Source organism: Polycladospora coralii (assembly GCF_014773435.2).
GTDB classification, from domain to species: Bacteria; Bacillota; Bacilli; order Thermoactinomycetales; family Thermoactinomycetaceae; genus Polycladospora; species Polycladospora coralii.
This window is the reverse complement of record NZ_JACXAG020000002.1, coordinates 256713-282611: the sequence shown is the minus strand read 5'-3', so window position 1 is coordinate 282611 and position 25899 is coordinate 256713. Positions and strand designations below refer to the sequence as shown.

Annotated in this window: 21 protein-coding genes and 1 pseudogene; 9 read left to right on the top strand and 13 right to left on the bottom strand. The window is 38.7% G+C overall.

What is annotated here, in order from left to right:
- Window positions 1-47 precede the first annotated feature (47 nt).
- Window positions 48-1181 carry a S8 family peptidase gene (locus IC619_RS05550; RefSeq protein ID WP_191139078.1) on the bottom strand — a complete coding sequence of 378 codons (1134 nt, stop codon included), beginning with the start codon at window positions 1179-1181 and terminating at the stop codon, window positions 48-50.
- A gap of 82 nt (window positions 1182-1263) precedes the next feature.
- Between IC619_RS05550 and IC619_RS05545 the strand changes: the two genes are divergently transcribed.
- Window positions 1264-1635, top strand: a complete 372-nt coding sequence (locus IC619_RS05545) for a hypothetical protein (protein WP_191139079.1) — start codon at window positions 1264-1266, stop codon at window positions 1633-1635.
- On the opposite strand, the gene IC619_RS05540 is transcribed toward IC619_RS05545, so the two are convergent.
- The 3 genes from IC619_RS05540 to IC619_RS05530 form a co-directional block, all read right to left on the bottom strand.
- Complete coding sequence (locus IC619_RS05540) at window positions 1632-1958, bottom strand: hypothetical protein (RefSeq protein ID WP_191139080.1); 327 nt, start codon at window positions 1956-1958, stop codon at window positions 1632-1634. The genes IC619_RS05545 and IC619_RS05540 overlap by 4 nt on opposite strands.
- Window positions 1959-2190: 232 nt before the next feature.
- Complete coding sequence (locus tag IC619_RS05535; RefSeq protein WP_191139081.1) at window positions 2191-2721, bottom strand: hypothetical protein; 531 nt, start codon at window positions 2719-2721, stop codon at window positions 2191-2193.
- Window positions 2722-2864: 143 nt separating this feature from the next.
- Window positions 2865-3089 (bottom strand): alpha/beta-type small acid-soluble spore protein, encoded by a 225-nt coding sequence (locus tag IC619_RS05530; protein WP_191139082.1) that lies wholly within the window; start codon window positions 3087-3089, stop codon window positions 2865-2867.
- A gap of 172 nt (window positions 3090-3261) precedes the next feature.
- Here IC619_RS05530 and IC619_RS05525 point away from each other — a divergent pair, with 172 nt between their 5' ends.
- The 8 genes and pseudogenes from IC619_RS05525 (at window position 3262) to IC619_RS05490 (ending at window position 10259) form a co-directional block, all read left to right on the top strand.
- Window positions 3262-3522, top strand: a complete 261-nt coding sequence (locus tag IC619_RS05525; protein ID WP_347239762.1) for a spore coat associated protein CotJA — start codon at window positions 3262-3264, stop codon at window positions 3520-3522.
- Complete coding sequence (locus IC619_RS05520) at window positions 3522-3785, top strand: spore coat protein CotJB (RefSeq protein ID WP_191139084.1); 264 nt, start codon at window positions 3522-3524, stop codon at window positions 3783-3785. The genes IC619_RS05525 and IC619_RS05520 overlap by 1 nt, the downstream gene beginning before the upstream one ends.
- Window positions 3786-3801: 16 nt before the next feature.
- Window positions 3802-4038 (top strand): annotated as a pseudogene (gene cotJC, locus IC619_RS05515) (spore coat protein CotJC); the annotation flags it as partial.
- Between the two features lie 1560 nt (window positions 4039-5598).
- Complete coding sequence (locus tag IC619_RS05510) at window positions 5599-6570, top strand: iron-hydroxamate ABC transporter substrate-binding protein (RefSeq protein WP_191139085.1); 972 nt, start codon at window positions 5599-5601, stop codon at window positions 6568-6570.
- Window positions 6571-6592: 22 nt separating this feature from the next.
- A complete protein-coding gene (locus IC619_RS05505) occupies window positions 6593-7597 on the top strand; it encodes a FecCD family ABC transporter permease (protein WP_430624104.1) in 1005 nt (334 codons plus the stop codon).
- 58 nt (window positions 7598-7655) lie between these two features.
- The gene (locus IC619_RS05500; RefSeq protein ID WP_249669764.1) at window positions 7656-8612 is read left to right on the top strand and encodes a FecCD family ABC transporter permease; all 957 of its coding nucleotides are present in this window, start codon (window positions 7656-7658) and stop codon (window positions 8610-8612) included.
- A 12-nt stretch (window positions 8613-8624) separates the two neighbouring features.
- Window positions 8625-9416: an ABC transporter ATP-binding protein gene (locus IC619_RS05495; RefSeq protein ID WP_191139088.1), complete on the top strand. Its 792-nt coding sequence runs from the start codon at window positions 8625-8627 to the stop codon at window positions 9414-9416.
- 21 nt (window positions 9417-9437) lie between these two features.
- A complete protein-coding gene (locus IC619_RS05490; RefSeq protein ID WP_191139089.1) occupies window positions 9438-10259 on the top strand; it encodes an alpha/beta hydrolase in 822 nt (273 codons plus the stop codon).
- A gap of 582 nt (window positions 10260-10841) precedes the next feature.
- On the opposite strand, the gene IC619_RS05485 is transcribed toward IC619_RS05490, so the two are convergent.
- The 9 genes from IC619_RS05485 to IC619_RS05445 form a co-directional block, all read right to left on the bottom strand.
- A complete protein-coding gene (locus IC619_RS05485; protein WP_191139090.1) occupies window positions 10842-11912 on the bottom strand; it encodes a bifunctional 3-deoxy-7-phosphoheptulonate synthase/chorismate mutase in 1071 nt (356 codons plus the stop codon).
- Window positions 11913-11943: 31 nt separating this feature from the next.
- Window positions 11944-12264 (bottom strand): antibiotic biosynthesis monooxygenase family protein, encoded by a 321-nt coding sequence (locus tag IC619_RS05480; RefSeq protein WP_191139091.1) that lies wholly within the window; start codon window positions 12262-12264, stop codon window positions 11944-11946.
- Between the two features lie 70 nt (window positions 12265-12334).
- Window positions 12335-13750 carry an MDR family MFS transporter gene (locus IC619_RS05475; protein ID WP_430624103.1) on the bottom strand — a complete coding sequence of 472 codons (1416 nt, stop codon included), beginning with the start codon at window positions 13748-13750 and terminating at the stop codon, window positions 12335-12337.
- 1 nt (window position 13751) lies between these two features.
- The gene (locus IC619_RS05470; RefSeq protein ID WP_191139093.1) at window positions 13752-13973 is read right to left on the bottom strand and encodes an MbtH family protein; all 222 of its coding nucleotides are present in this window, start codon (window positions 13971-13973) and stop codon (window positions 13752-13754) included.
- 12 nt (window positions 13974-13985) lie between these two features.
- The gene (locus tag IC619_RS05465) at window positions 13986-21143 is read right to left on the bottom strand and encodes an amino acid adenylation domain-containing protein (protein ID WP_191139094.1); all 7158 of its coding nucleotides are present in this window, start codon (window positions 21141-21143) and stop codon (window positions 13986-13988) included.
- A gap of 39 nt (window positions 21144-21182) precedes the next feature.
- Window positions 21183-22055 (bottom strand): isochorismatase, encoded by an 873-nt coding sequence (locus tag IC619_RS05460; protein ID WP_191139095.1) that lies wholly within the window; start codon window positions 22053-22055, stop codon window positions 21183-21185.
- Window positions 22056-22127: 72 nt separating this feature from the next.
- Entirely contained in the window at window positions 22128-23735 is a 1608-nt protein-coding gene (locus tag IC619_RS05455; RefSeq protein WP_191139096.1) for a (2,3-dihydroxybenzoyl)adenylate synthase, read from the bottom strand.
- A 26-nt stretch (window positions 23736-23761) separates the two neighbouring features.
- Window positions 23762-24946 carry an isochorismate synthase DhbC gene (gene dhbC / locus IC619_RS05450; RefSeq protein ID WP_191139097.1) on the bottom strand — a complete coding sequence of 395 codons (1185 nt, stop codon included), beginning with the start codon at window positions 24944-24946 and terminating at the stop codon, window positions 23762-23764.
- Window positions 24947-24972: 26 nt separating this feature from the next.
- Window positions 24973-25743, bottom strand: coding sequence for a 2,3-dihydro-2,3-dihydroxybenzoate dehydrogenase (locus IC619_RS05445; protein WP_191139098.1), 771 nt, complete (start codon window positions 25741-25743; stop codon window positions 24973-24975).
- Between the last annotated feature and the right edge of the window lie 156 nt (window positions 25744-25899).

Below are 25899 nucleotides of genomic sequence, written 5' to 3'. Positions count from 1 at the left end.
TGAACCTATGTAAAAAACTGCTTCGTTGTCGAAGCAGCTCTAATTGGTCATCGATATGATTTATCATATAGTTGAACAGCCTGATAAGCATTAAGCGTAGGAATTCGATTTTTCTTTTGTAATGATTTAGAAGATTTCTTCAATAAATGGCGCATGTTTTCTGGGGATAGATTACGGTTTAAATAAAGGAGTAGTGCTACAGTTCCACTTACATGCGGAACGGCCATCGAAGTTCCACTCATATCTCTCTTGGTATTATTTAACCATGCAGACGGTATTTTATCACCTGGAGCTGCGATATCAAATCCTTGACCCATATTACTAAACGTCGAAAGTTTGCCTTCTTTTGAAATTGAAGATACGCCAATTGTTTCGTTATAACGAGCTGGAAAGTCGATCTTTGAAGTGAATCCGCGATTTCCTGTTGCAGCAATCATGATGATTTTTTTCTGATACGCGATTTGGATCGCTTGTCGTAATGATTCACTCAGCTTTTCCATGCCAAAGCTCATATTAATCACTTGCATATTGTTATCAATACACCAATTGATAGCGCTTAATAAGTCAGATAGGTTGGCACTTCCTTTCCGATTAAAGGCTTTTACAGCATAGATATGTGTTCGTGGTGAAACCCCTGTTAATCCTAAATCTGCATCACGCCCCGCTATGATGCCCGCTACATGCGTACCATGACCATTATAATCTTTTGGAGCATAATAAGGAGACAATATATTAATTCCGCCTCGATAATTATCGCGAACTGCCGGATGTTCACTTGCTATACCAGTGTCAATCACCGCAACTCGTACCCCGTTACCTCTGGAATAAGACCATGCCTTAGGAGCTTGTATCTGTTCAATCCCCCACGGCAATGTCTGCTGTTGAATCATTGTTACATCACCTATATAAGGTTCATTAATGGTAATTCGTATATCTGCCTCCATGTGCTCAATATCAGGATGTCTTTCAATCCCATATGAAGATGTCGGTGAAACATACTCCCCGATCATCATACCCAAATGAGAGAGATAACGAATTGGGTGCACACCTGATCTTCTCATTTCTTGTAAATAGCGGTCTAAGTGAACCCCACTTTTTATGTTAAATATTTTCCTCATTTTCACCCTTGTATGGTTTTGATTTACTCTCATTGTGGGGAGTAACCAATGTGGATTAATCATACGCTTCACTCCCACTTTCACTCTTTCTTTTCTGTGTGAATATAGTTAACTAACTTGAACTGGATAGGAGCTGAGTGACAAAGTGAATCAACAAAACAAGAAGGAGACAAACGCTACTTCTGGCTCTTCTGAAGGATTATCTTTAAAAGAGCTACAGAGCATCACAAACCTATTTTCAAAACGAGCTGGTCAAGCCGATGAATTTATGCAAGCACTTCAGACACTATCTGTCGCCTCTAAAAATCGAGATGTACTTAAACAACTAATTACTTCTCTAGCCAAGTTAAACCAGACACAAGCAAAAGCCCAAGACGGAGCAAAAACCAAACCTGTTTCAGGTAGCAGTACCAGTAAAAGCACACAAAACCTAGATCCTTTTTTTAATATGGTCTCTACACCAGGATTACGCCAGCTTGTATCGGATGTAATGAAGAATAGGAGATCAAAAATTTAATTTCCTTTTTTTCTATTCCGAAGGTTGACCTTTTTATTATTATGTTTCACAGGAATATCGAGGGGGACATCCATATTCTTCACCAAATCTTTTAACCCCTCCGGTGTTTTCATTTGATTGGTAATATTTTTTATATAATCATCTGAAACAGGCGCTTGAATCATTTTCTGCAAATAGTTTATAAACCCATCCATTCCCGCCTTATCATATCGACGTTTTGCCCCCTGTAAAAATTGATTCATTTTTTGAGGGGTCATCGTTTCTTGACCAGTCAAAGAATTAATCATATCTACAAACGGTTGTAGTGAAGGTTTTTGTTCCACTAATCTCTCTCCTTTGTCATAGTCGACTTACCAATAGTTGTATGTAACCGATAGGGAGATGCACACGTTGTTTACCCATCGAAAACCAAAAGAGGCTGTAGCGGAAATGCTACAGCCTCTTTGTGAAAGTTGATCTTATGAAAGGCGTCTTAATCTGTATGATTTCATCATATAAATCGACATGTATTTTGGTTGATCCACACTACTGATCTTAGGAGATGGACTAAGCCCCTTACATATTTTTTAATTGTTCTCGGAAATCTATAGATGAAGTGCAACCTGTCCCAAAATCCGTATCTCTTCCTAATTCCATTACTTTGGGCCAAAACTCCGCAACACAAGCAAGGGGCTCAGAAACGCCATCCGTTTCGGCCAAGAAGTAAGTCGTTTCACCTTCATCTTGCTTGTTTTCAAATGTAAGGTAATGCACACCATAAGAAAGTGCCCCATATTTTTCATCGATAATATCAAAATGTGCTTCATGACTAATCCTTAATTGATCAAAGCTCTCTTTTATATCCATTCTTGTTTGATCTTCAAGTGTAATAAATTCGAATAACGCTTGATCCGTCTCTTCATTTATATCAGCAGTTTGCATATATCCATAAATTCTCAACTCTTCTTTGTCAATATCAAGCGAGCCAAATAATGTCATTTGTTGCTCACTCAGCAGTCGATTAAGTAAAGCTTGCAACTTATCAGCTGTCATCTCTCGAACCGATCGATGGATATTAATCTTACAGGCATGCGGGAAAACTTTCATATCTATTTGCTCCTTCAACTTGTACAAGATGCTTTAAGTATAAGCTAAGGAACAGAAATGATTCAATAGCTCTCCTTGTCAATCCCTTGAAAGAGAGAAGGGGAATGGTCATCACCACTCCCCTAAATCCAATTATTCAATTGTTAGTATTGCCCACCAGATAACGATTGTTCCGCCATAGACACAAGACGTTTTGTAATTTCTCCACCGACAGACCCGTTTGCACGAGCTGTAGTATCAGGTCCAAGCTGTACACCAAATTCTTGAGCAATCTCATACTTCATTTGATCAAGTGCTTGTGCAGCTCCTGCCACAACTAGTTGGTTAGAGCTACTTTGACGATTTTGTTGCGGTTGTTGTGTTTGCATGTTGTTCACCTCCTCGTTTGTTTCTACCTATAGAATGTGATTTTCGGAGAAAACCATGCATAGGAAAATATGGATATTAAGGGTGGAATGAACAGTAAGGCTACACATAAACATAACTTAAAGTCATTTTCTTATCATAGGAATTAATTTGAAACTACAAGGAGTGATGAAAGTGACCCAATCACCTCAACCTGGTGCAAAACCACCCAATCCTTATTTAGATCAGATTCGTTATTGGTATCCCTATGCAAGTCCATATGACCCTTGTCCTCCAATTTACAGACGATCGTATATTGTAGCTCCTAACCAATATGTCGGCTTCCAACCTCCTCACTTACCTCAATATTCTCCAAAGCAAGCATTACGTTATGGCACTTTGTGGCCTATTTTTTACAGTCCTTATGATCAAGCAAGTGGTAAAGGAGGAGACTAATGGACAAACAACAGACAGAACAACAATTACGCATGCTGAAACAATTGCAAGAAGTTGATTTCGTACTCCTAGAACTTAATCTTTATCTTGATACACATCCAAACGATCCAGATGCGTTAAAGCAATACAATTGGTATGCACAAAAAAGAACTGAGATTGCCCACAACTATGAGTCCTGTTACGGTCCACTTATGAATTATGGACATAGTTTCAATCAATATCCAAATGGTTGGAATACAGGCCCCTGGCCATGGGAAATCTAAGGAGGGTAGTATTTCTATGTGGGTTTATGAGAAGAAATTACAGTATCCTGTACGTGTAAGCCAGTGCAATCCTACGCTGGCTAAATATTTAATAGAGCAATATGGTGGTGCCGATGGTGAACTAGCAGCAGCTTTACGTTACCTGAATCAACGATATACCTTACCTGATAAAGTAAAAGGTTTACTAACCGATATCGGAACGGAAGAGTTTGCACATTTAGAGATGATTGCGACAATGGTGTATAAGTTAACGTGTGTGTTATGGATACCTGAATTTTAGGATAAACAATTAGCGTGAACTCTGGAAAATTCCTTGTATAATCCCTTGCTCACACATATCCCCATGCCCCAATTAATCCGTTCCTTAACAAGCAAAGCTTCACACTTCTTACTTTTATCTTCATGTAATAGCTGTATCATTTCTGGACGACTGAGCAGGCTTTAACCTGAAACAATTGCGTGATAGACTATATAAAGTGTTTAGCTTTTGGTTTTTAGCAATTAGAAGGAATTCCTTTTTATGCTTGGTCATTGTGTCTCTTCACAATGGGCCTCTGCTTCATCATCAACTCGGCTTTTGCATAAGTACATGCATACTCAATCCATAAAAAAACACCTCACCATCGTAAATGATATAATAGCCCGACCTACTTCCTGCATACATATTGTACAGAGGTGGTCAAAGTGTCCTCATCAACCTTTTGGACTTTGACAAAACGTATCTAATTGGAAATTCCACCATTTATATCGTAGCCCTTAAGCAAACAGAAGTTAAAAAATCGTTAACTTAATCAAAATGTGATTATCTAAAAATACACATAATCAAGCCTTAAATACTATTTACATATTGTAGATGCATATATAATCTATTCATATTTTTAAATATTTATAATAATATAAAATTAGGGGAGTATTTCCTACTTGATTGTTATATCCTTTTATTTACCAACTATTATTATGTCTTGTACATATCCAGTGATAAAAAGATCTTCGCAAAATTTTTTATAAAAAACATCTCATGATTGTACAGATTCAGCCATACCATAGCCCTTAACCTTTAATAAATGTATTGCTTTTCTTTATCAATAGGGCATATTTTAAGATTAATAATAACCAATTTAATGTAAAATTTAGTTTTTAAGTATTTCTGTTATAAAACCCACCCTATAAACGTAATCAAACACGCTCATTTCTGAATCACTCATCTAATTTTAAGAGTTTCATTTGTACCCAGTTTTTACTCTTACATCGTCCATTGTACGGTTGTCCGTTTTCGCAAATTCATCATACATGAATCAAAATATTATATTTTACAGCACATGAGCAAATATGCTAACAAAAATATCCAATTAAAGTTGGATGACCTAAAAAACCTTAGGATCAAAGTGAAGCATGGTAGATGGAAGCGTTGCTCCTACGGTAGTGACAGCCAGAGAATATCTACCGTGTGAGCGCTTCAAACATAGGCACAACCTTACTTGAGCTACGATAATCCAATTTTTACAAAGCGATTTTCTCACCTCAAGTTATTTAATATTTATTTATTTATCTATTCATCTCTATTAAGGTTAATTTTTAAGCTTATATTGACTATAGGCATTTTTATATGTATCATTGATAATGATTATCACTATTGTTTATTGTGCGGTGTTAATATGGATGAGTGCAAATATGGGCTATCCATTTTACTACACATTAATCAAAGCGTATGTGCATTGAGGAGTTATTTGCATTACACTTTATTCCATTTTAGCTTGGACAAAGGAATAGATGAAGACCTGATTAAATACTAGATTGTTCTGGAGGAGAACTTATGAAGAAATTTAGCAAATTCTATTATTTATCGAGCCTCATCGTGGTATTTTCTTTACTACTAGTGGCTTGTAGCAATAATGCAGAGACAATCACAGAAAGCACTGACAAAAATGAAGCTCAGAAATCTGAAACACAGACAGTTACATATTTAGAAAAAGAATACACCTTACCTAAACCATCTGACAAAATTGTAACTGCAAGCTTAGAAGCTATGGAAGATGCGGCCATTCTTGGAGTAAAACCAATAGGAGCGACTACAATTGGAGGTAAGCTCCCCGAATACTTAGCTAGTGATTTGCAAGGTGCCAAATCAATTGGAGAAAAAATGCAACCCAATTATGAAGAAATCTTATCGTTAAAACCTGATGTTATTTTAGGAACAACAAAATTCCAGCCTGATGTAAAACAAAAGTTAGAAAAAATTGGGCCTATGATTCCAGTATCTCACGTTTCAATCAATTGGGAAGACAACCTTAAATTGATGGGTCAACTTACAGGTAAAACAGATCAAGCTGATCAAGTGATTAAAGAATATAAAGACAAAGCAGCAGAAATACAACAGTCAATCCAAGAGTCTATTGGTGATAAAAAGGTTGTCGTTGCACGTATCCGACGCGGTAATATCTACCTTTATCATTCCGATGTCTATTTAAACCCTGTTCTCTATAATGATCTAGGGATTAAGATTCCAAAAGAAATAAAAGCTGTAAAAGCTCAAGATATGATTTCATTAGAAAAATTTGCAGAATTGAACCCAGATTACTTATTTCTACAATTTGCTGAACACGAAAACTCAAAAAGCCCAAAAGCACTTGAAGAATTGCAAAACAATCCGATATGGAAAAATATCCAAGCCGTCAAAGATAACCAAGTTTATATAAATAGTGTGGATCCGATGGCTCAAGGTGGTACAGCTTGGAGCAAAAGCAAGTTTATTGACGCAGCTGTAAAAGCTATGTCAACAAAATAAAGTTAGGTACATTCCTATTATGATAAATAAAAAAAACACTATAAAAACAATTATCATAACATCACCTATATTAATTATTACAACCGTAATACTCTCGATTCTATACGGTGCTAAATCTATTGATTTTTACACCGTATGGAATGCTTTTTTTCATTATGACCAAGAAAACGTTGATCATGCAATTATTATAACATCTAGGCTACCTCGTGTTTTAGGAGCCTTACTTGTAGGAGCATTGCTCGCAATATCAGGCGCCATTATGCAAGGTATGACAAGGAATTATCTTGCATCCCCTTCTATTATGGGAGTGACAGACGGTTCAGCATTTGTCATCACACTCTGTATGGTGTTTATTCCTTCTCCAACTCCACTTGAATTAATTATATTTTCAATGCTCGGCTCTGCATTAGGAGCAAGTATCGTATTTGGTTTTGGATTTTTTTTACATCATGGTTTATCTCCCGTTCGATTAGCCATAATTGGCACAGTGATTGGTTCATTTTTAAGCGGCATCTCGGCAGCTATCGCTTCTTATTTTCAAATCTCTCAAAATATAAGCTTTTGGTATCATGCACGATTACATCAGATGGATATCGCCTCAATCGAGTTTGGCTTATGGTTTGGCCTTATCGGAATCCTTATTGCATTGATTATTAGTAAATCAATTACCATTCTTTCGTTAGGAGAAGACATTTCAACAACATTAGGGCAACGCACCACCCTTGTCAAAGGTATGGCGATGCTAGCTGTCATTTTGTTAACAGGGACTGCTGTTGCACTAGTAGGAAAGATAGGGTTTGTTGGGCTGATTATTCCACATATTACACGTTATCTAGTAGGAGTCGATTATAAGTGGATCATTCCATGTACGGGTATAATAGGTGGAGTATTTTTAGCATTATGCGATGTGCTCAGCCGGTTTGTGAACTACCCATTTGAAACACCTATAGGAGTAGTAACATCCATGATTGGTATCCCTTTCTTCCTTTATTTAATTCGCATCAAAGGAGGAAAGAGCCATGATTAACCCGGAACGCTTTCGCTATGTACGTATACTTTTCATAACCATTTTGTTCATTTTCATCATGATTTATATCAGCCTCACAAGTGGCACATTCGATCTTACAATTCGCGAAGTATTTAATACGCTTCTGCGTCTCAATTCTAGTCCAGAGCATGATGCGGTCATCTTTGACTTTAGACTACCCAGAATTCTACTTGCAGGATTAGTCGGATTTGCACTTGGAATAGCTGGAGCGGTCGTTCAAGGGATTACACGAAACGGTTTAGCTGATCCTGGCATATTAGGAATTAACGCTGGAGCAGGGGCTGCCATCGTCGTTTTTATGTTTTTCTTTCAATATCAGATTAGTGATACTGGTTGGCAAGCTATTATGATCCAACCTCTCTTTGGTCTCATTGGTGGAATCGTCGCAACCACATTGATTTATTTTTTTTCGTGGAAAGCAGGACGAATCGAGCCACAACGCTTATTACTCTCAGGAATTGCAATTAGTTCAGGATTTGGTGCATTCACCGTGTTTTTATCACTGAAGATGAAAGCTACTGACTTTGAAATGGCTACAGTGTGGATTTCCGGTAGTGTTTACAATGCAAATTGGCACTATATTTTATCCATCTTCCCTTGGTTATTCCTTCTCATTCCTATTATTTTTCGAAAAGCATATTTACTCGACTTATTTCAATTAGAAGAAACCAGTTTAAAAAACCTTGGTGTTTCAGTGGAAAAAGAGCAATCCATCTTATTACTAAGTAGTGTAGGGTTGGTTAGCGCATGTGTCTCTGTATCTGGCAGCATTGGGTTCATTGGTCTAATGTCTCCACATATTGCAAAACAACTTGTCGGAATAAAGCATCGCTATGCTTTACCTATTAGTGGTATCATTGGAGCGCTACTTGTTATTACAAGTGATTATATTGCAAAATCAATTTTCAGCCCCATTGAATTACCAGTAGGAATTGTAATTTCAATTGTTGGAGTCCCATATTTTCTATATTTGTTAATCAAAGTTAAAAAATAGGAGGGATTTAGTATGAGTATCCTAAGTGTACAAAAAGCAACAACCCGTTATGAGCAAAATTTAGTTTTTCAAGACTTAGACTTAGATATCAAAAAAGGAGTCGTAACTAGCATTATTGGTCCAAATGGATGTGGAAAATCAACACTTCTTAAAACTATAGGCCGTATCTTAAAACCCAAAAGTGGAAAAATTTATTTACAGGACCAAGAACTCACAACAATTCCAACAAAAAAAATTGCAAAGCACCTAGCTCTTCTTCCTCAAAATCCAATAGCACCTTCTGAGCTAAATGTAGAAGAGCTCATATCCTATGGAAGATATCCTCATCTAAAGAATATAAATAAGCTGACCTCGGAAGATAAGGATATTATTGAATGGTCGATGGAAATCACCCACACGCTCTCTTTTCGAGATCGACAACTCCATAATTTATCAGGCGGACAGAGACAAAAAGTATGGCTGGCTATGGCACTAGCACAGAAAACAGAGATTATTTTATTGGATGAACCAACAACATTTTTGGACCTCGCTCATCAATTAGAAGTACTACAAATTATAGAACGCTTAAATGCTGACTTTCATTGTACAATTGTTATGGTTTTACATGATATTAACCATGCTGCTCGATTTTCGCATGAGATTGTCGCTATGAAAAAAGGGAGCATTGTTGCAAAGGGAACCCCCGCTCAACTGATTACAACAGAGATTTTAGAACAGGTTTTTCAGATTCGTGCTCGAGTAATGACTGATCCACATAATGGTTCACCCGTTTGCTATGGATACGAAAGTACTCTGCCTGTTTAGAACAAGGAGGAATGATACCACATGAACCATGTTTTTCAAGAAACGGAACCACTCTCTAACCCTATAACCTATTGGCATGTACAATCCAAACATAAAAATCTACCCTATCATATTTTAGTTTCAGTTCCTAAAGTTGAACCTCCCATAGCAGGTTTTCCCGTTATCTACGTGTTAGACGGTAACGCATTTTTTTACACTGTGAAAGAACAAGTCAGACTCCAATCAACAAGACCCGATAGAACAAAAATTCCACCTTCCATTGTGGTAGGTATTGGATATCCGAATGATCAAGATTTTGAACATAAGCGTCGATTTTATGATTTTACTTTCCTAACAAAGGAAAACTTACCTCCTCATCCTAAAGGCATGGATTGGCCGGAAACGGGTGGTGCAGAGTACTTTTTATCTTTTATTGAAAACGAGTTAAAAACGTTTATTAGCCAGAAATACCCTGTGGACCAAAACCAGCAATCTATTTTTGGTCATTCTCTTGGTGGATTATTGGCTTTAGAGATTCTTTATTCCAGACCTAACTGTTTTCAAACCTATCTTGCAAGCAGCCCTTCCATATGGTGGAATGATAGAAACATCCTAAAAAGAAATAGTAGTTTCTCGGCTTTCCTGCCATCTCTCAATTCTAAGATTGGCCTTTTTTTATCCGTTGGTGCCTTAGAGAGAGATCATATGATTCATGACGCAAAGGTTTTATACGATCAGTTAACCTCCATTACACACCCTTACTTTAAAGTAGGGTTTTATAATGCTGGAGAAGAAAATCACCTATCTGTTGTTCCTACCATATTAAGTAGAGCCTTACGGTTTATTGAACAAAAACACAAATAATACCCATGAATTTACTTCGATCACAGATCAAACACCGTGGAATCTGTAGGAGATTCCACTACATGTGATGAAATTCCCTTTTTTATAAGCGACTAATTTCATCCATTATACAGAACACTTACGTTGTTAGCTTATACAATTCGTTTCAACTCTTGATAACCATAAACATTGATAGTGCGTTATCCCCCTATCTTGTTTAGATAACGGGTATTTGCACAAGTCAAGCTCTTCTCTGAATAAAGAGTCGATTTCTGTGGCTAGTGTCTCTAAATGGCGGCCTCTTCCCTAACTTATTTTTCCTATAAAATCATTATAATATAAACATTTTAAATGTTTACTCGTGAATCATCTTGACATTACTGATCTATAAATGATTGATATTTTCATTAGATTTATTATTATGAATTTTTATTAGTGGATGAAACTATCCCATTATTCTCCCTTCCAAAAATCGTGAGTCTTAAGTCGACGAGAAGTGTTACTAGACGTACAGAAAAACGGCTCTTAGCTTACAAAGAGCCGTTTTCAAAAACAGGTTAAGTCTTTCCTCCTCAACTTTCTATTCAAAGGGCAATGATCCATTTACACCTTTGAATACATATAGTCGTGGATATCTTTCATAAAGAGATCCAATTCATTAAAATTCATTTGTTGTTTGGCATCCGATAAAGCGGCTGATGGGTTCGGATGTACTTCAGCCATAACACCTACAGCACCAATGGCTATTGAAGCTTTGGCTGCTGCAGCTAATAAATCTTTTCGACCTGTCGAATGCGTAACATCTACAATAACGGGTAAATGTGTTTCTTGTAATAAAATCGGCACAGCCGAAATGTCTAATGTATTACGAGTTGCAGTTTCAAAGGTTCTAATACCTCGCTCACATAAAATCACATTAGCATTTCCCTCTAACAGGATATATTCTGCAGCCAATTTAAATTCTTCAATTGTTGCCGAAAGTCCCCTTTTAAGTAAAATTGGCTTATCTGTCCGGCCAAGCGCTTTTAAAAAAGGGAAGTTATGCATATTGCGCGAGCCCACTTGAATGACATCTACGAATGGCAATGCAGCAGAAAGTTGCTCTTCACACATGATTTCAGTAACCACAGACATACCTTTCCTTCGCGCTACTTTAGCCAGTATTTTTAAGCCTTCTAGACCAAGGCCCTGAAAATCATAAGGAGATGTCCGTGGCTTATACGCTCCACCTCTTAAAAATCGTACACCTTTTTTTTTTAGTTTGTCTGCAACTTGATAGACTTGCTCTTCACTCTCTACTGCACATGGTCCCATAATAAAACTGAAAGAGCCATCTCCAATTGATATTCCATTTACCTTAACTACTGTATTCTCTGGTTGATACTCTCGAGAATATAGCATGGTTCTTTGCTGTGTTTCTACTCCATTATTTGACTCCCACTTGAAATTCCCACACTCCGTCATAAAGTGTTTAATTGCTTTTGCCCGATCGGTATCGGAAAAATCATTTACAAATCGTGTCCAACTATCCATGGAAGTATATCCCATATTCGGGCTAATGTTTTGATCGGCTTCCCGAACCAGTTCCCATCTTTTATACACAAGATGTAACAATTCTTTATCAATCTCGTCAATCCGATCTTTCAAACCCATCATGCTAGACAATGATATCATCCCCTTTATCACACATTGTAAAGCTTTTCTATTATCTGCTACTGTGTTTTTTATTCACCTTTAGATCATAGTAAGCGTTCTCAGAGCTAATTACATAATCTTGTTTTGGTTTTCCACGATTCGCTCGATGACCTGCTAAATGCTCTTCACTTGTCTCCCACTTTTTCCATAAGTCGTATGATTCCCAGCGAACCATAATAATGACTTCTTCTTCTTTTCTAGTTTTTTTCACCATAACTTGTAGATCTACAAAACCATCCTGCTTTTCAATAATGCCTTCTTTTGAAAAGCGTTGAACAAATAATTCTGCATTACCTTCTGTCACTTTTATCTTTTTTATTTGTACATACATATTGATATCCTCCCTTATTTATCAGAACCTCTTCTTTGCGTAGAGCTTATAAACACTTAATTATTACAAATTAATTGGCTTTAGCTGGAGCTTTTACAGGCATCGCTTTTGTAGGTACTGTATCCAGCTGCTTCAAGTTAATTGCTACAACAAGAGCAAGGGATAAAAATATTGCAGAACCAAATAATGACCACTGATACGTCATTAAATCGATTTGTTGACTTCCCACTTGTCCCTCCATTACTCCCATCACACTTGCTAGAATAGCTACACCTACTACTGATCCTAAACGATTTTGCACTTGAAACAAAGTCGTCGCTCTTCCCATAGAAGAAAGAGAAATGTTATGAAATGCAGTTGCCTGTACTGCTCCAACCGCATGCCCTAAAAATATCCCAACATTGAACATAAGAAAACGAATAAACCAAGGGTTTGCAGAGACTGAGATTGCAATTAGTGTAAAGACAACGATAGATCCTATCAATGAAACAATCATTAATCGTTTGACACCTAGTCTTTTTAATGAATGAGGAAGCATTTGGGAAGAAAGCATTAACCCTAGTGCTTCAGGAAATGTTGTTAACCCTGTATCCGTAGCCGAAGCTTGTAATGCATTCTGATACATTAAGGGAAACACATACAACATCCCAAATAATGCGGCTGCCGAACAAAATGAAATCATACACATATTTCGGAACACAGGATCTTTAAACAACCGTAAGTTTAGCATCGGTTCACTTGTATTCCATTCCACGACACACAACACTACCATTAATATAAGACCAATCACTCCCGTAATGACGACTTCAGGAGCGTTCCACCCTTTTGAAGCACCCTGTGTTAATGCATAGATCAACATCGAAAAGCCTGGTACAGATAAGAGAAAACCTTTTATATCAAAACGCCCTGGTTTTTCTTCCACATGCTCATGTAAAAATAATAGACCTATGAAAATAGCCAATAGACCAATGGGTAAGTTGATATAAAAAATCCATCTCCATGAAAGTGAATCTACAAGTATTCCACCCACTATCGGCCCAAGCGCTGGTGCAACCGCAATGGGAAGCACAAGCATACGAGCAATTTTTGGACGTTCTGCTGGTGAAAATGTTCGAAAAAGAATAGCCATTCCCACAGGTGTAAGTAATCCTCCACCAGCACCTTGAATCACACGAAATACATTAAGCATAAAAAGGTTAGGTGCCACTGCACACAATAAAGAAGCAATCGTAAACGTCATTAAACTAAATAAGAAGACACGTTTTGTGCCAAACCGGTCACCCAGCCAACCCGAAACGGGTAAAAACATGGCCAGACTCACTAGGTAGCCGACATTTATTGCACCTGTTGCTGCAGGAGGCACTTGAAAAGTCGCTCCAATAGACGGCAATGCTACATTTGTAATCGTTGCATCAAGTGCAGCCATAAACATCGCTAGTACATAAACTATCATGACTATACGCTTTTTACTAACATCTTTCTGTATACTAATTTTCATAAGAAATCTCTTTTACTTTCTGCAAATGCCTAGGGGCCAGATCTTTCCAATGTGTATTAATATATTCAAGGCAGTTTATTTTACTATCTTCCCCATATTGAACATTCCATCCTGCTGGTATATCAATCCATGCTGGCCATAGTGAATACTGTCCTTCCTTATTCATCAGGACAACAAAATGACCTGAAACCTCATCAAATGGATTACTCATCTTATTAACCTCCTAAACTTGACTGACCGTAAAGTTGCTTGTTAGTTTTCTTAATTTCTCTTCTAAAATGCTTCCAATCTCGGCTAACGGCTCCGGTTGACACATATCTTTATGTCGACAAACGATATCATATTGCTCGATCTCACCATTCACATAAGACTTCCATGAATCTGGTGAAATGGGATCAAACCATTCTGGAATAATCGTTGATCGAAAGAACAGAAGATTACCATTGTAAACCGTTGGACTGTAACGACTTAAGATTCCTACTGAATTCACATAGGTCTCTCGTAAGTTTAATATGTTTTCATCTTTCAAGCTTGCGAGTGCACTGCCATCTTTTCGTAGAATGTCGAGGGCACCTTGTAAGTCTAAGGGTTGATTTCCAAGCTCCTCTGAATCGTAACCTCCAAGAGCTAAGAGTGCAATCAATGCTTCTTCGTCATCAGGTGTATTCTTAATGGGCAGAAAATGACTAGGATAAGCGTCAAGCATTGCAACAAGGGCAACTTCATCCCCCAGTGCTTGCAAGTGCGTCGCCATAGCATGAATCACATTGCCGCCTAACGACCAACCTAACAAATAGTATGGCCCTTCAGGCTGAACCGTTTTGATCTGTCTGATATATTCTTCTGCCATCTGATTGATAGACTGTGGTAGATCTGATTTTCGAGCAATACCACGTGCCTGTAGACCATAAATCGGATACTCTCGACCAAGTGATGACATTAACCCTGCATAGCACCAACTGAGTCCACCTGCAGGGTGAACACAGAATAACGGTGATCGTTCACCTTTCTCTCGGAGGGGGAGTAATACTTCTAATGAGCTTTGATTATTTCCCATCTCTAACTTTTCTGCAAGACCTGCTACAGTAGGAGAAGTAAACAAGGTTCCAATATTAAGATCAATTCCCATCTCATCACGAATACGTGTCATTAATTGAACTGCAAGCAGAGAATGCCCGCCCAATTCGAAAAAACTATCCTCTATTCCTATGCGCGGTAGATTCAGAACTTCCATAAAGAGATGACATAACATTTCCTCCTGCGGGGTTCTGGGTAAGCTTTCTGACACTTCTGCTGCAAAGTCAGGAGCTGGTAAAGCTTTCTGATCCAACTTTCCATTAGGCGTTAACGGTAAAGATCCAATCTGCACAAAGGAAGAAGGAACCATATATTCAGGTAAACGGCTGGATAGATATTGACGCAGTTGTCCACGATCACACTCTGATGTAGATGAACCTACAAAATAAGCTACGAGACGCTGATTTCCAGGTTGATCTTCTCTAACAACCACAGCCACTTGGTCTATTTCAGAAAAGTCATTCATAACTGCTTCAATCTCTCCTAATTCAATCCGAAAACCTCGAACCTTAATCTGTTGATCCGCTCTACCTAGATAATCTAACTTACCGATGGACTGCCAGCGTGCAAGATCACCCGTTCGATACATCCTAGATCCAGGAGGACCAAAGGGGTTAGCAATAAATCTTTCAGCAGTTAATCCTAGACGGTTTAAATAGCCACGTGCTAATCCATTCCCTGATATGTACATCTCACCTTTAACACCAATCGGTACAGGCTGTAACCACTCATCCAATACATACACACCTAAGTCGGGTATGCGACTTCCAATTAGACTATTGCCATTCATATCATCAATTGGAGAATTCAATTCTAAATAGCTAACGTGTACTGTTGTTTCAGTTATCCCATACATATTAATACATTTGGGTTGATTTACGGGATGCCGGTCATACCAATCTTTTAATCGACTAGTTTCTAGTGCTTCTCCTCCAAAAATCACATAGCGCAATTGCAGAAATTGACCAATTTCAGTGTTCTCTCGATCCGCTTGTATTAATTGATAAAAAGCTGAGGGAGTCTGATTTAAAACGGTAACCTTTTCCTTCACCAATAGAGCAAGTAGATCACGGGGTGAACGGCTTACATCGTGTGGTACAACTACAAGCCGACCACCATAAAGTAGCGCTCCCCACAATTCCCAAACTGAAAAATCAAATGCATAAGAGTGAAAAAGGGTCCACACATCATCTGACTTAAATTGATACCAATTCTTTGTTGCTTCAAAGAGCCGCATGACATTTTGATGTGGAACCACAACCCCCTTAGGTACTCCCGTCGATCCGGAAGTATAAATGACATAAGCTGGATGAGCTGACATAAGAGGCTGTACACGATCCTGATTGTTTGGATTGTGCAAGAGTAAAAATTGTTCTTGTTGAACTACTCTCAGATCAACCACTGGAATGTCTTTGATATCCGGCAAGCTGGTCTTTGTCTCCGTCATCGTTAGCAAACATGTTGGTTTAGCATCCGCAATCATAAATGCTAGCCGATCGACTGGATAGGCAGGATCTAGTGGAACATAAGCAGCTCCAGCTTTTAAGATCCCTAGCAAACCTACAACCATTTCAATTGATCGGGGTACAGCGAGAGCAACAAACTGCTCCGGTCCTATTCCCATTTGGATGAGGCGGTGCGCAACCTGATTTGCTCTTGTATTTATATCCGTATATGAAATTTTTTCGTTTTCAAAAAAAAGTGCAATTTCATTTTGGTGGATATTAACTTGTTCTTCGAACAAAGAGATCAGCGTATGATCTACTTTTTCATAATCCTGTACGATTGGAACGAGGGCCTGGTATTCAGAGTCACCTAGGATTTTAACTTGCCCAATAGGTTGATCTTGATTTTCACTTACAGCTGTCAAAAATCGTATCAACCGCTCAGCAAATTCGTCCATTGAGCTTTTCTCAAATAGATCCGTGCTATATTCTAGAAAAGCATCTAATCCATTCGGCATTCCATCCTCATCTGTAGTCTCTCTAAACTCTAAGGTAAGATCAAATTTGGCTGTGCCTGTATGGGATATCGAAATGTCCGTATCTATTTCAGGTAAATCCAATTCAAGGTCAGGCGTATTTTGTAATGCTAACATGATCTGAAATAAAGGGTGCTTTGCCCGAGATCGAGGGGGATTTAACACTTCTACAATTCGTTCAAATGGGAGATCTTGATTTTCATAAGCTGCAATGTTTACTTTTCGTACTCGGCCCATTAGATCTCGGAAACTCGGATTGCCGGATGTGTCTGTACGTAACACAAGTGTATTAACAAATAATCCGACCAAATCGTTAATATGATCATCATTTCTCCCTGCAATTGGACTGCCCAATGGAATATCAGATCCCGCTCCTAGTCGAGTCATTAGTGCGGTTAAACCAGCCTGTAACACCATAAATAAACTGACTCCATTTTCACGAGCCAACTCGATAAGACAACGATGAAGTACGGGTTTCACTTGAAAAGTTAGCGTTTCTCCCCGATAAGTCGATTCTGCAGGACGTGGATAATCTCGTTTCCATTCTAGGTCGTCAGGTATATGTTCCAAGGTGTGCTTCCAGTAATCCATCTGAGAGGATATTAAACTATTTTGATCTTCCTCATTCCCTAGTAACTGATTCTGCCATATCGCATAGTCGGAATATTGCACAGAAAGTTTTTCAAAATCAGGCGCCTGTCCTTGATAACGTTTTTTATAAGCATATTCCAGATCTTTGATTAATGGATGAAGTGACCAGCCATCACCAATAATATGGTGGAGTAGTAGAATTAGAACATGATGATCAGTTGATCGTTCTAGCAATTCAACACGAAACGATGGTTCTTTAGCCAAATCAAATGCATACCCAACCGCTGCTTTTTTGTCACTCTGTAATGATTCTTCTGTGCAAGATGTAACATGAATCTGAGGTTTAGCATCCATTGGATCCAAAATCATTTGTTGTGCCACGCCATTTTGTTCCGGAAAAATAGTACGAAGAACTTCATGTCTTTTTACCAAATCAAATAAGGCATCATCTAAGATATCACGATCTAATTTCCCTTTTAATTCCATTACAACAGGAATATTGTATGTAGGACTTGGCCCCTCCATTTGATGAAGAAACCAGAGACGATTTTGTGCAAACGAAAGTGGAATTTTAGACGGTTTTTCCACTTTTACGATAGGAGGTCGCAATGGTTTTCCTCGGCTCAATTGTTTCACCAGTTCAGATACTGTAGGAGAAGCAAACAATGTCCCAATTCCAAGTTCAACACCAAAAATTTCTCGAATTCGATTCATCAGTTTACCCGCTAAGAGGGAGTGACCACCTAAATCAAAAAATCGATCATCAATGCTTACTCGCTTTATATCCAGTACTTCGCCAAACAAATCACATAATATCTCTTCTTGAGGCGTTCTTGGCTCACGCCCCCTATCATGCGTTTGAATATAAGGCACTGGAAGCTCTTTACGATTCAATTTTCCATTAGGCGTAAGTGGCATCGCTTCTAACTCCACAAATGTACTTGGAATCATATAGTCGGGTAAAGAATAGCCCAAAAATTGACGAAGTCCGTTTACGTCCAGCTCGCTTTTTGAAACTGGAACTATATAGGCATCAATTCGTTTATCTCCCGCTGTATCCTCTCTAACCATAATGACCACTTGATGCACGGTATTGTATTTTGCAATCGCTGCTTCAATTTCAGCAGGTTCGATTCGATATCCTCTAATTTTCACTTGATGATCTGCACGGTTTATATATTCAAGTGTTCCATTTTTGCTCCAACGTGCAATGTCACCCGTGCGATACATCCTTGTACCTAGAGGACCAAATGGGTTGGCTACAAAGCGTTCTGCTGTTAAGTCAGGACGACCGAGATACCCATCTGCCAAGCCTTTTCCAGCGATATAAAGATCGCCTGCTACTCCGGGTGGAAGTGGATTTAAAGCATGATCCAATACATACATTTGTGTATTTAGTATCGGCTTTCCGATAGGAGGTGGATCATCAGGATACTCTGAAAGGTGATATGCAGATGACCAAATTGTTGTTTCAGTAGGACCATAAAGATTGGTGACTTCACAGTTAAGCTCCCGTAACGCTTGAGCTAATGCATGCGGGAGTGCCTCTCCACCAACTAATACTTTTAAATGATGTAGCGCACTAGGATAATCTGCTACAAGCGTTTTCCAAAGTGTGGGAGTTGCTTGCATAATAGTTATTTTTCGATTAACAATTTGCTTAGCAAGTAGTGCAGGGGTTTGAACTATTTCTCTTTGTGCAATCTCACATGTAGCTCCACTTAAAAGTGGAAGAAAAATTTCTAGTATGGAAATATCAAAGCAAATCGTCGTAACAGCCAAAAAGCGATCCCTTTGATCCAAATGAAATTTCAGTCGCATATCTTCCAAAAAGTTAATTAAACTTCCTCGATTAATCATAATGCCCTTCGGTTTTCCAGTCGAACCCGAAGTATATATGACATACGCAGGATGTGATGGGGAAATCAAATGAGCCGGTACAAATGTCTTTTTATCAGATTGTGTCAGTTTGTTTATAAACTCCACTTCATCCAAAATGAAGTGATTACCTTCATAGTGAGGTAACTCGGTATGCGTATCCTTATTGGTAATAACGCAAACAGGCTTTGTATCTTGTAACATATAAGCAATGCGATCCGTTGGATAAGTAGGGTCAATCGGTAAATAACCGGCTCCCGTCTTTAAAACAGCTAACATCGCCACAACCATATCAACCGATCGCGGCAGAGCAATTGCAACAAACTGGCCTGGACCTATCTGATGATCCGTAAGTAAACCAGCTAGACGGTTCACCTGTAGATTCAATTCGTTATAGCTCAATGTTACATCATTACAAATTAGAGCTTCAGCTTTACCATCTGCGTATACCTGCGCTTCAAACATCTGGACTAAGTCTTGTTCAGGTAATGACATTAAAGGTTGGTTGAAGTCCTCAATCACCCATTTTTTCTCTTCTGGTAATAATAAATTAACCTTACCGACACTCACATCAGTGTTTACCCGTGTCATGCTTGTAACCATATGTATAAATCGCTGCAAGTGTAACCGTATACTTTCTTCCTCATACATATCCGCATTGGCATCAAGGTCAATCCTTAGACCAGAACCGGATTGTTGATCATAGATATTGAAAGATAAATCTTCTACTGGTCCTGTTGCCAATTTATGTGTTGTTCCTTTTACACCAGCAAAATCAAGCGAGTACTCAAATGGCATAATATTGATTTGCGGCCCAAATAGTCGCTTATTATCTCCTAGCAAATGTAGATCTCTGCGCATTTCTTCATGTCTATAGCGCTGATATTTTCTTATCGTACGCATTTCCATTTGAATATGCTTGATCAGTTCCCTCATACTCATACTTGTACCTATGCGTAAACGCAAAGGGAGTAAATTCATGACCATTGCAGGTACTTTAAGAGCAGAGGAACCCAATCGTCCCATCATCGGAAGACTTAAAATCACGTCTTTCGATCCGGTTAAGCGGTGGATATAGATTGCCATAGATGCAATGAGAATCTCATGCCAACTCGCCTTACAATCCGAAGCTAGTTTACGTAAGTTTTCCTGATCAGCATGTGCCAATAGACCTGACACCGTAATCGTTTGCCTAGGCAATTTCAGAGTGTGATTTGTAAGACTAACTACTTCTGGTTGATCCGCATATTGTTTCTTCCAAAAGAGGCGATCCTCGGAAAGTTTAGTAGACGCTCGATATTGAAAATCTTCTTCTAATACATCTTGGTAAGAACCAAACAATGGTTCTGTATACGTTCTTCCTGAAATCGTTGCAGAATATACTTTCGCAACAGCTTGAGCCAGTAGCGTAAATCCAAACCCATCCAGTGCAATGTGATGCATTTTCTGAAACCAAAGAAAATGATCCTCATTTATTTTAAAGAGTATTTGATTATACAAGGGTTGCGAGAAAAGATCTATCGGCTTTTGTAGATCTTTTCTCATTTGATCCATCGCCTCTTTACAAGCATTTGGCTCTTCACTCAAATCTCGATACGAAAAATGGAATTTTTTTTCTGTTTGTATTTGCTGCCAAGGGCCTTCTTCATCTTCTCCATATTTCATATGCAAGGCATCAGCATTCATAACAACTTGTTGGATGGAATCTACAAAATGTTGCTCATGAATGAATCCTTTTATTTCTACATATTCACCCGTATTATAAACCGGATTGTGGGGGTCTAGCTTTTGTGCGTACCATATACCAGATTGAGCACCTGTAAGGGCACGTCGATGGTGTTCTGTCTGTGACATATCTTCGCCTCCTAATTAAATGACTTTTAAACATTAGATCTATGTTTTCGAGTAGGATAATAAATTCATCCAGTGCAATAAGGTTGGATTTTCAGTCATGGACATAAAATCAACTTGTATTCCAATTTGGCGCCATTCCTCGATTAAACTCATCATACGAATTGAATCTAGCCCGCGATCGATTAAGTTTTCCGATTCTGAAAGAGCATTGGGCGGTTCGTCTAAAAGCTCTGCAACTTGCTCTTTTAATTGATCTAATGTAATGATCTGCGGTTCTGACTTGAATTTTTCTAATAGATGATTCGTTGTTGTAACAAATCCACAGCGCGATGCCACATACTTCAAAGCCATTATATGGTCCTCATAAGAAAAATCCGCTACTGCATCGGCCACAAAAAAAGTTTGGATATCTCTCATAAATGCTTCAGACGCTGTTAGGAGACATCCGATATGAGTGTACACACCACAAATAATGAGCTGATCACGCCCCTGTTTATGCATGATTTCTTGTAGGTCTGTTCTTTGAAATGCACTATAACGCCATTTTGTCAGTACAAGATCTTGCTCAGTAGGTTCTAGTTTATCGACAACGGCTGTATGTTCGGAGATATCTCTTAACCCCGGCCCCCAAAAATCTTGCAATAAGGCACGGTCTCCAGGGTCTTGATTCCCGGGTTGGGCCGTATAGACAACAGGAACCCCATTTTTTACACATTCGTCTTTTATGAGTTGAATGTTTTGTATTAACTGAACAACTGGTGATTGTTCACTTTCAAACGTTTTTAAAAAATATTTTTGCATATCATGAATAAGTAATACTGCGCGGTTTGGGTCGATATCCCATGACACTTTATTTTTGGGTAGTTCATTCTCTTTTGGCATTGGATAGGACTTAATTGTTGGAATTCCCATACATTCACTTCCTTTTTACTTGATGATTTCATTTTTTTGATGAGAAAAATCTCCCCATCTGTAATTCATTTTTTATGTCTGTTTAAAAAAGCGCTGTCGCAGTGCTTTTTTGCTTACTTTTCCAAGTGGTGTTAACGGAAAAGTATCTACAATCTCAACACGATCAGGAATCTTATATATAGCTAGACCACGTTCTTGTAAAAATGATTTAATCTTTGCAAGCGTAGGTGCTTGCCCGCGTTTAATAATAAAAGCACATGAGCGCTCTCCTAGAAAAGCATCCGGCATTGAAACAATGGCTACATCCAAAATATCAGCATGTGCAAGGAGATGATTTTCGACTTCCTCAGCTGCAAACTTTTCTCCTCCACGGTTAATTTGGTCTTTAGCACGTCCAGAAACAATAATATTACCCTCTGAACTCAAACGCACTAAATCACCCGTACGATAAAAGCCATCCGTCGTAAAGGATTTCGCATTGTGTTCTTCCGCAAGGTAGTATCCACGTATCGTGTAAGGGCCTCTCGTTAATAATTCTCCAATTTCTCCCTGCTCTACCTCTTGATCATTATGATCCACGATTCGGATTTCATCGAAAGGAGACATTGGACGCCCCTGTGTTTGAAAAATCACATCTTCAGAATCATTTAAACGCGTATAATTTACAAGCCCTTCTGCCATTCCATATACTTGTTGCAAAACACAGCCAAAAGCAGGTTGAATGCGCTTGGCACTCTCCTCACTCAATTTAGCCCCTCCCACTTGTAATACTTTTAGACTAGAAAAATCAAAGGTTCGCGTTTTTATCGCCTCTAACCAGATAAGTGCAATCGGTGGAACCATAGCCGTAATGGTCACACGTTCTCGCTCAATAAGTGGGAAAGCAACATCTGGACTCGGACTAGTCGAAAGCACCACACGGCCACCAGCATACAAGATTCCTAGAACGCCAGGAGAACTAAGAGGGAAATTGTGCGCGACGGGGAGCACCGCTAGATAAACACTCTCTTCTGTTATTTGGCAAACTTCATTACTCATACGCAAACTGTATATGTAATCATCATGTGTTCTAGGAATAAGTTTGGATAATCCCGTACTTCCACCAGATAGCTGAAAAAAGGCAACATCTCCTGCTTTCACTTCACATTGATTCATTTGTGCTTGAACGTATAGTTCTGACAAAGACGTAAATTCCGTCGTATATCCATTGGCTACTATTACATGTTGTAAACTAGAAACCTCTTCTCGTACTCTCCGTGCAATCGGCATATAATCATAACCTAAATAAGTTTGAGGTACGACATACGCAACTGCTCCAGCAAATTGACTAAAATACGAAATTTCATTATAACGATGAGTCGGTAAAGCTAGTACAGGTAGAGCCCCCAAACGGAACAATGCAAAACACACTTGGAAAAATTCAATATCATTAGGCAACTGTACAATAACACGATCATTTTTTCTTATCCCTAGATTGACAAACCCGGTTACTAGTTGATCTACTTTAGCATCAAGCTCTCGATAACTTACATGTTGATTTTCACTGGTAATGGCAATGCGATCACCATAGATTTGAGCCCTATTTCTTAACATGGAACCAAATGTTTCATCACGCCAACAATCAGCCTGACGATATGCATTTGCAATCTCAAGGGGCCATGCTGTACATCCTGCTAACATTTTAATTCTCACCTTCCCCTTGCCATCTACTTTTGTAATCCCATTGCATCTAACATGGTTTGGAATTTAGCACCTGTTTCAGCTAATTCTTCTTCTGGTTTAGAAGCAGCAACAACCCCGGCACCCGCATATAAAGTCATTGAATTCTCATTTATTTCTGCACAACGGATCGCAACCACCCATTCACCATCACCCTGTGCATCACACCAGCCTACCATGCCAGTAAAATAATTGCGATCGAATGGCTCTATTTCACGAATCGCTTGATAGGCAGCTTCAGCTGGATATCCACAAACTGCAGGTGTGGGGTGTAAAGCCATTGCCAAATCTAGAGAGCTCATTTCGGGATTAGAAAGTTTTCCTGTAATCACCGTTGATAGATGCCACATGGTTTCCGTTTTTATCAATGACGGATTTTCTGGAACATCCAATTCAGGACATAGTCCCTCTAATCCTTTGCATACTTCATTTACTACTAAAGCATGTTCATGTAAATCTTTTTCGGATATCATGAGTTCGGCTGCTCTTCTTTCATCTTCTTCTGGATCAAGGCTGCGTGCTCTCGATCCAGCAAGTGGATTGGCGATTACCCGGTTCTTACGTCGAGAGACAAGAAGTTCAGGGCTTGCCCCAATAAATGTTGTACTATTTTGTTTATTAGATAAATGAACACCAAATGTATAGCCATCTGCATTCCGGTCCGATAATCTTTTCAAAATTTCTTTAACTTCTATTCGACCCTTCGTTTGGACCTGTAGGGATCTTGATAGGACTACTTTTTGATAGTCTTGATTTTTAATTTGCTCTAGTGCTCGCTTTACTCCATCTATGTATACCTCTGAGCTGGGCACGGATTTTAGCTCATTATGATCAAACTTCATTTCGGTTTTAAAAGAGGTTCGATCACCTCGATACGGTTTAGCATATGCAACCTTTTCTGGAATCGAAAGTTCTGGGTCTATTCCAGACTCAAATGGAACTGCTCCTACTACAATTGGGTTATGAAATCCATTTTTTTGTGCCCTATCTAGTGCCTTTCGGACTTCCTTGCTTAATGATTCGTTCTCTCCCTTATTCAATGCAACAGCTACTTTTTCAACGCACCCCTTACCCAAAATCGTTCCTTCGGGTGAAGCTAAATAAAAATCCCCTTCTTCGTAGTCACTTACCAACCGAGTTGGTTTATCTTTAACCATTGTTAAACGATTCATCTATCTTACCTCCACCATTATTTTCTTTATACGCCTAGCGTTGCTCCCCCATCTACGGAAATATTTTGCATGGTAATATGTGATGCTTGATCAGAAAGTAAGAAAAGCACTGTATTTGCAATTTCAATCGGTTGCGCGATTTTCTGTAGAGGGATTCCTAATCGATAGGACTCCGGTACACCTTTAATAAATTGTTGTACGCTATCTTCACCAGTCAAAACAGACTGAAGCATTTCGGTTTCAGTCGAACCTGGAGATACAACATTACAACGAATGTTATGAGGAGCAAGTTCCAACCCTAAACATTTGGTAAACATTGTAGCTGCAGCTTTTGAAGCAGCATAGGCAGAAAACCCAATTCGAGGTGTACTGGCTGCATTTGATCCGACAGTTACAATGGCACCTTCCCTACGAGGAATCATCCGCTTACTCACGGCACGACAAAGGTTAAAGACTCCCGTTGCATTTACTGAAAACGTATGGGTCCAATCATCATTTGAAAGAGCATCGACAGTTCCCATATGCATAACACCCGCCACATTAGCTAAATACGTTATCGGACCAACATCTCGCTCAATTTTTTCAATCGTTTGCTCCACTTGATCCGGATCACTCACGTCAATTTCATATGGAAAAGCAGTATAACCGTTAGATTGTAAGTCTCTTACCTGCTTATGTAACAATCCACTATCTTGATCTAAACAAGCGACATGCATTCCACTCTTAGCCAGTTCACTTGCAACCCTGTTTCCAATACCTCTTGCAGCTCCTGTAATTAAAGCAACTTTAGATCTCATAAAATATTACCTCTTTCATGTTTAATGACATCTACAAGTGAACATTACACGAGTCATGCGAAGTAAATCCAAATCCTCTTCATAAATCTATAAGCGGAACAATATTTTTTATATGGTATTTGAAGCCCTAATAAACTCGATTAAAGTTTGATTGCA

Excerpts from the sequence above, each read along its gene's own strand:
- dhbC (WP_191139097.1), bottom strand. The coding sequence starts at position 24,946 with ATGAATCGTTTAACAATGGTTAAAGATAAACCAACTCGGTTGGTAAGT.
- IC619_RS05480 (WP_191139091.1), bottom strand. The coding sequence starts at position 12,264 with ATGTATGTACAAATAAAAAAGATAAAAGTGACAGAAGGTAATGCAGAA.
- IC619_RS05510 (WP_191139085.1), top strand. The coding sequence starts at position 5,599 with ATGAAGAAATTTAGCAAATTCTATTATTTATCGAGCCTCATCGTGGTA.
- IC619_RS05500 (WP_249669764.1), top strand. The coding sequence starts at position 7,656 with ATGATTTATATCAGCCTCACAAGTGGCACATTCGATCTTACAATTCGC.
- IC619_RS05535 (WP_191139081.1), bottom strand. The coding sequence starts at position 2,721 with ATGAAAGTTTTCCCGCATGCCTGTAAGATTAATATCCATCGATCGGTT.
- IC619_RS05490 (WP_191139089.1), top strand. The coding sequence starts at position 9,438 with ATGAACCATGTTTTTCAAGAAACGGAACCACTCTCTAACCCTATAACC.
- IC619_RS05470 (WP_191139093.1), bottom strand. The coding sequence starts at position 13,973 with ATGAGTAATCCATTTGATGAGGTTTCAGGTCATTTTGTTGTCCTGATG.
- IC619_RS05530 (WP_191139082.1), bottom strand. The coding sequence starts at position 3,089 with ATGCAAACACAACAACCGCAACAAAATCGTCAAAGTAGCTCTAACCAA.
- IC619_RS05495 (WP_191139088.1), top strand. The coding sequence starts at position 8,625 with ATGAGTATCCTAAGTGTACAAAAAGCAACAACCCGTTATGAGCAAAAT.
- IC619_RS05455 (WP_191139096.1), bottom strand. The coding sequence starts at position 23,735 with ATGTTAGCAGGATGTACAGCATGGCCCCTTGAGATTGCAAATGCATAT.
- IC619_RS05550 (WP_191139078.1), bottom strand. The coding sequence starts at position 1,181 with ATGATTAATCCACATTGGTTACTCCCCACAATGAGAGTAAATCAAAAC.
- IC619_RS05520 (WP_191139084.1), top strand. The coding sequence starts at position 3,522 with ATGGACAAACAACAGACAGAACAACAATTACGCATGCTGAAACAATTG.
- IC619_RS05485 (WP_191139090.1), bottom strand. The coding sequence starts at position 11,912 with ATGATATCATTGTCTAGCATGATGGGTTTGAAAGATCGGATTGACGAG.
- IC619_RS05460 (WP_191139095.1), bottom strand. The coding sequence starts at position 22,055 with ATGGGAATTCCAACAATTAAGTCCTATCCAATGCCAAAAGAGAATGAA.
- IC619_RS05445 (WP_191139098.1), bottom strand. The coding sequence starts at position 25,743 with ATGAGATCTAAAGTTGCTTTAATTACAGGAGCTGCAAGAGGTATTGGA.
- IC619_RS05465 (WP_191139094.1), bottom strand. The coding sequence starts at position 21,143 with ATGTCACAGACAGAACACCATCGACGTGCCCTTACAGGTGCTCAATCT.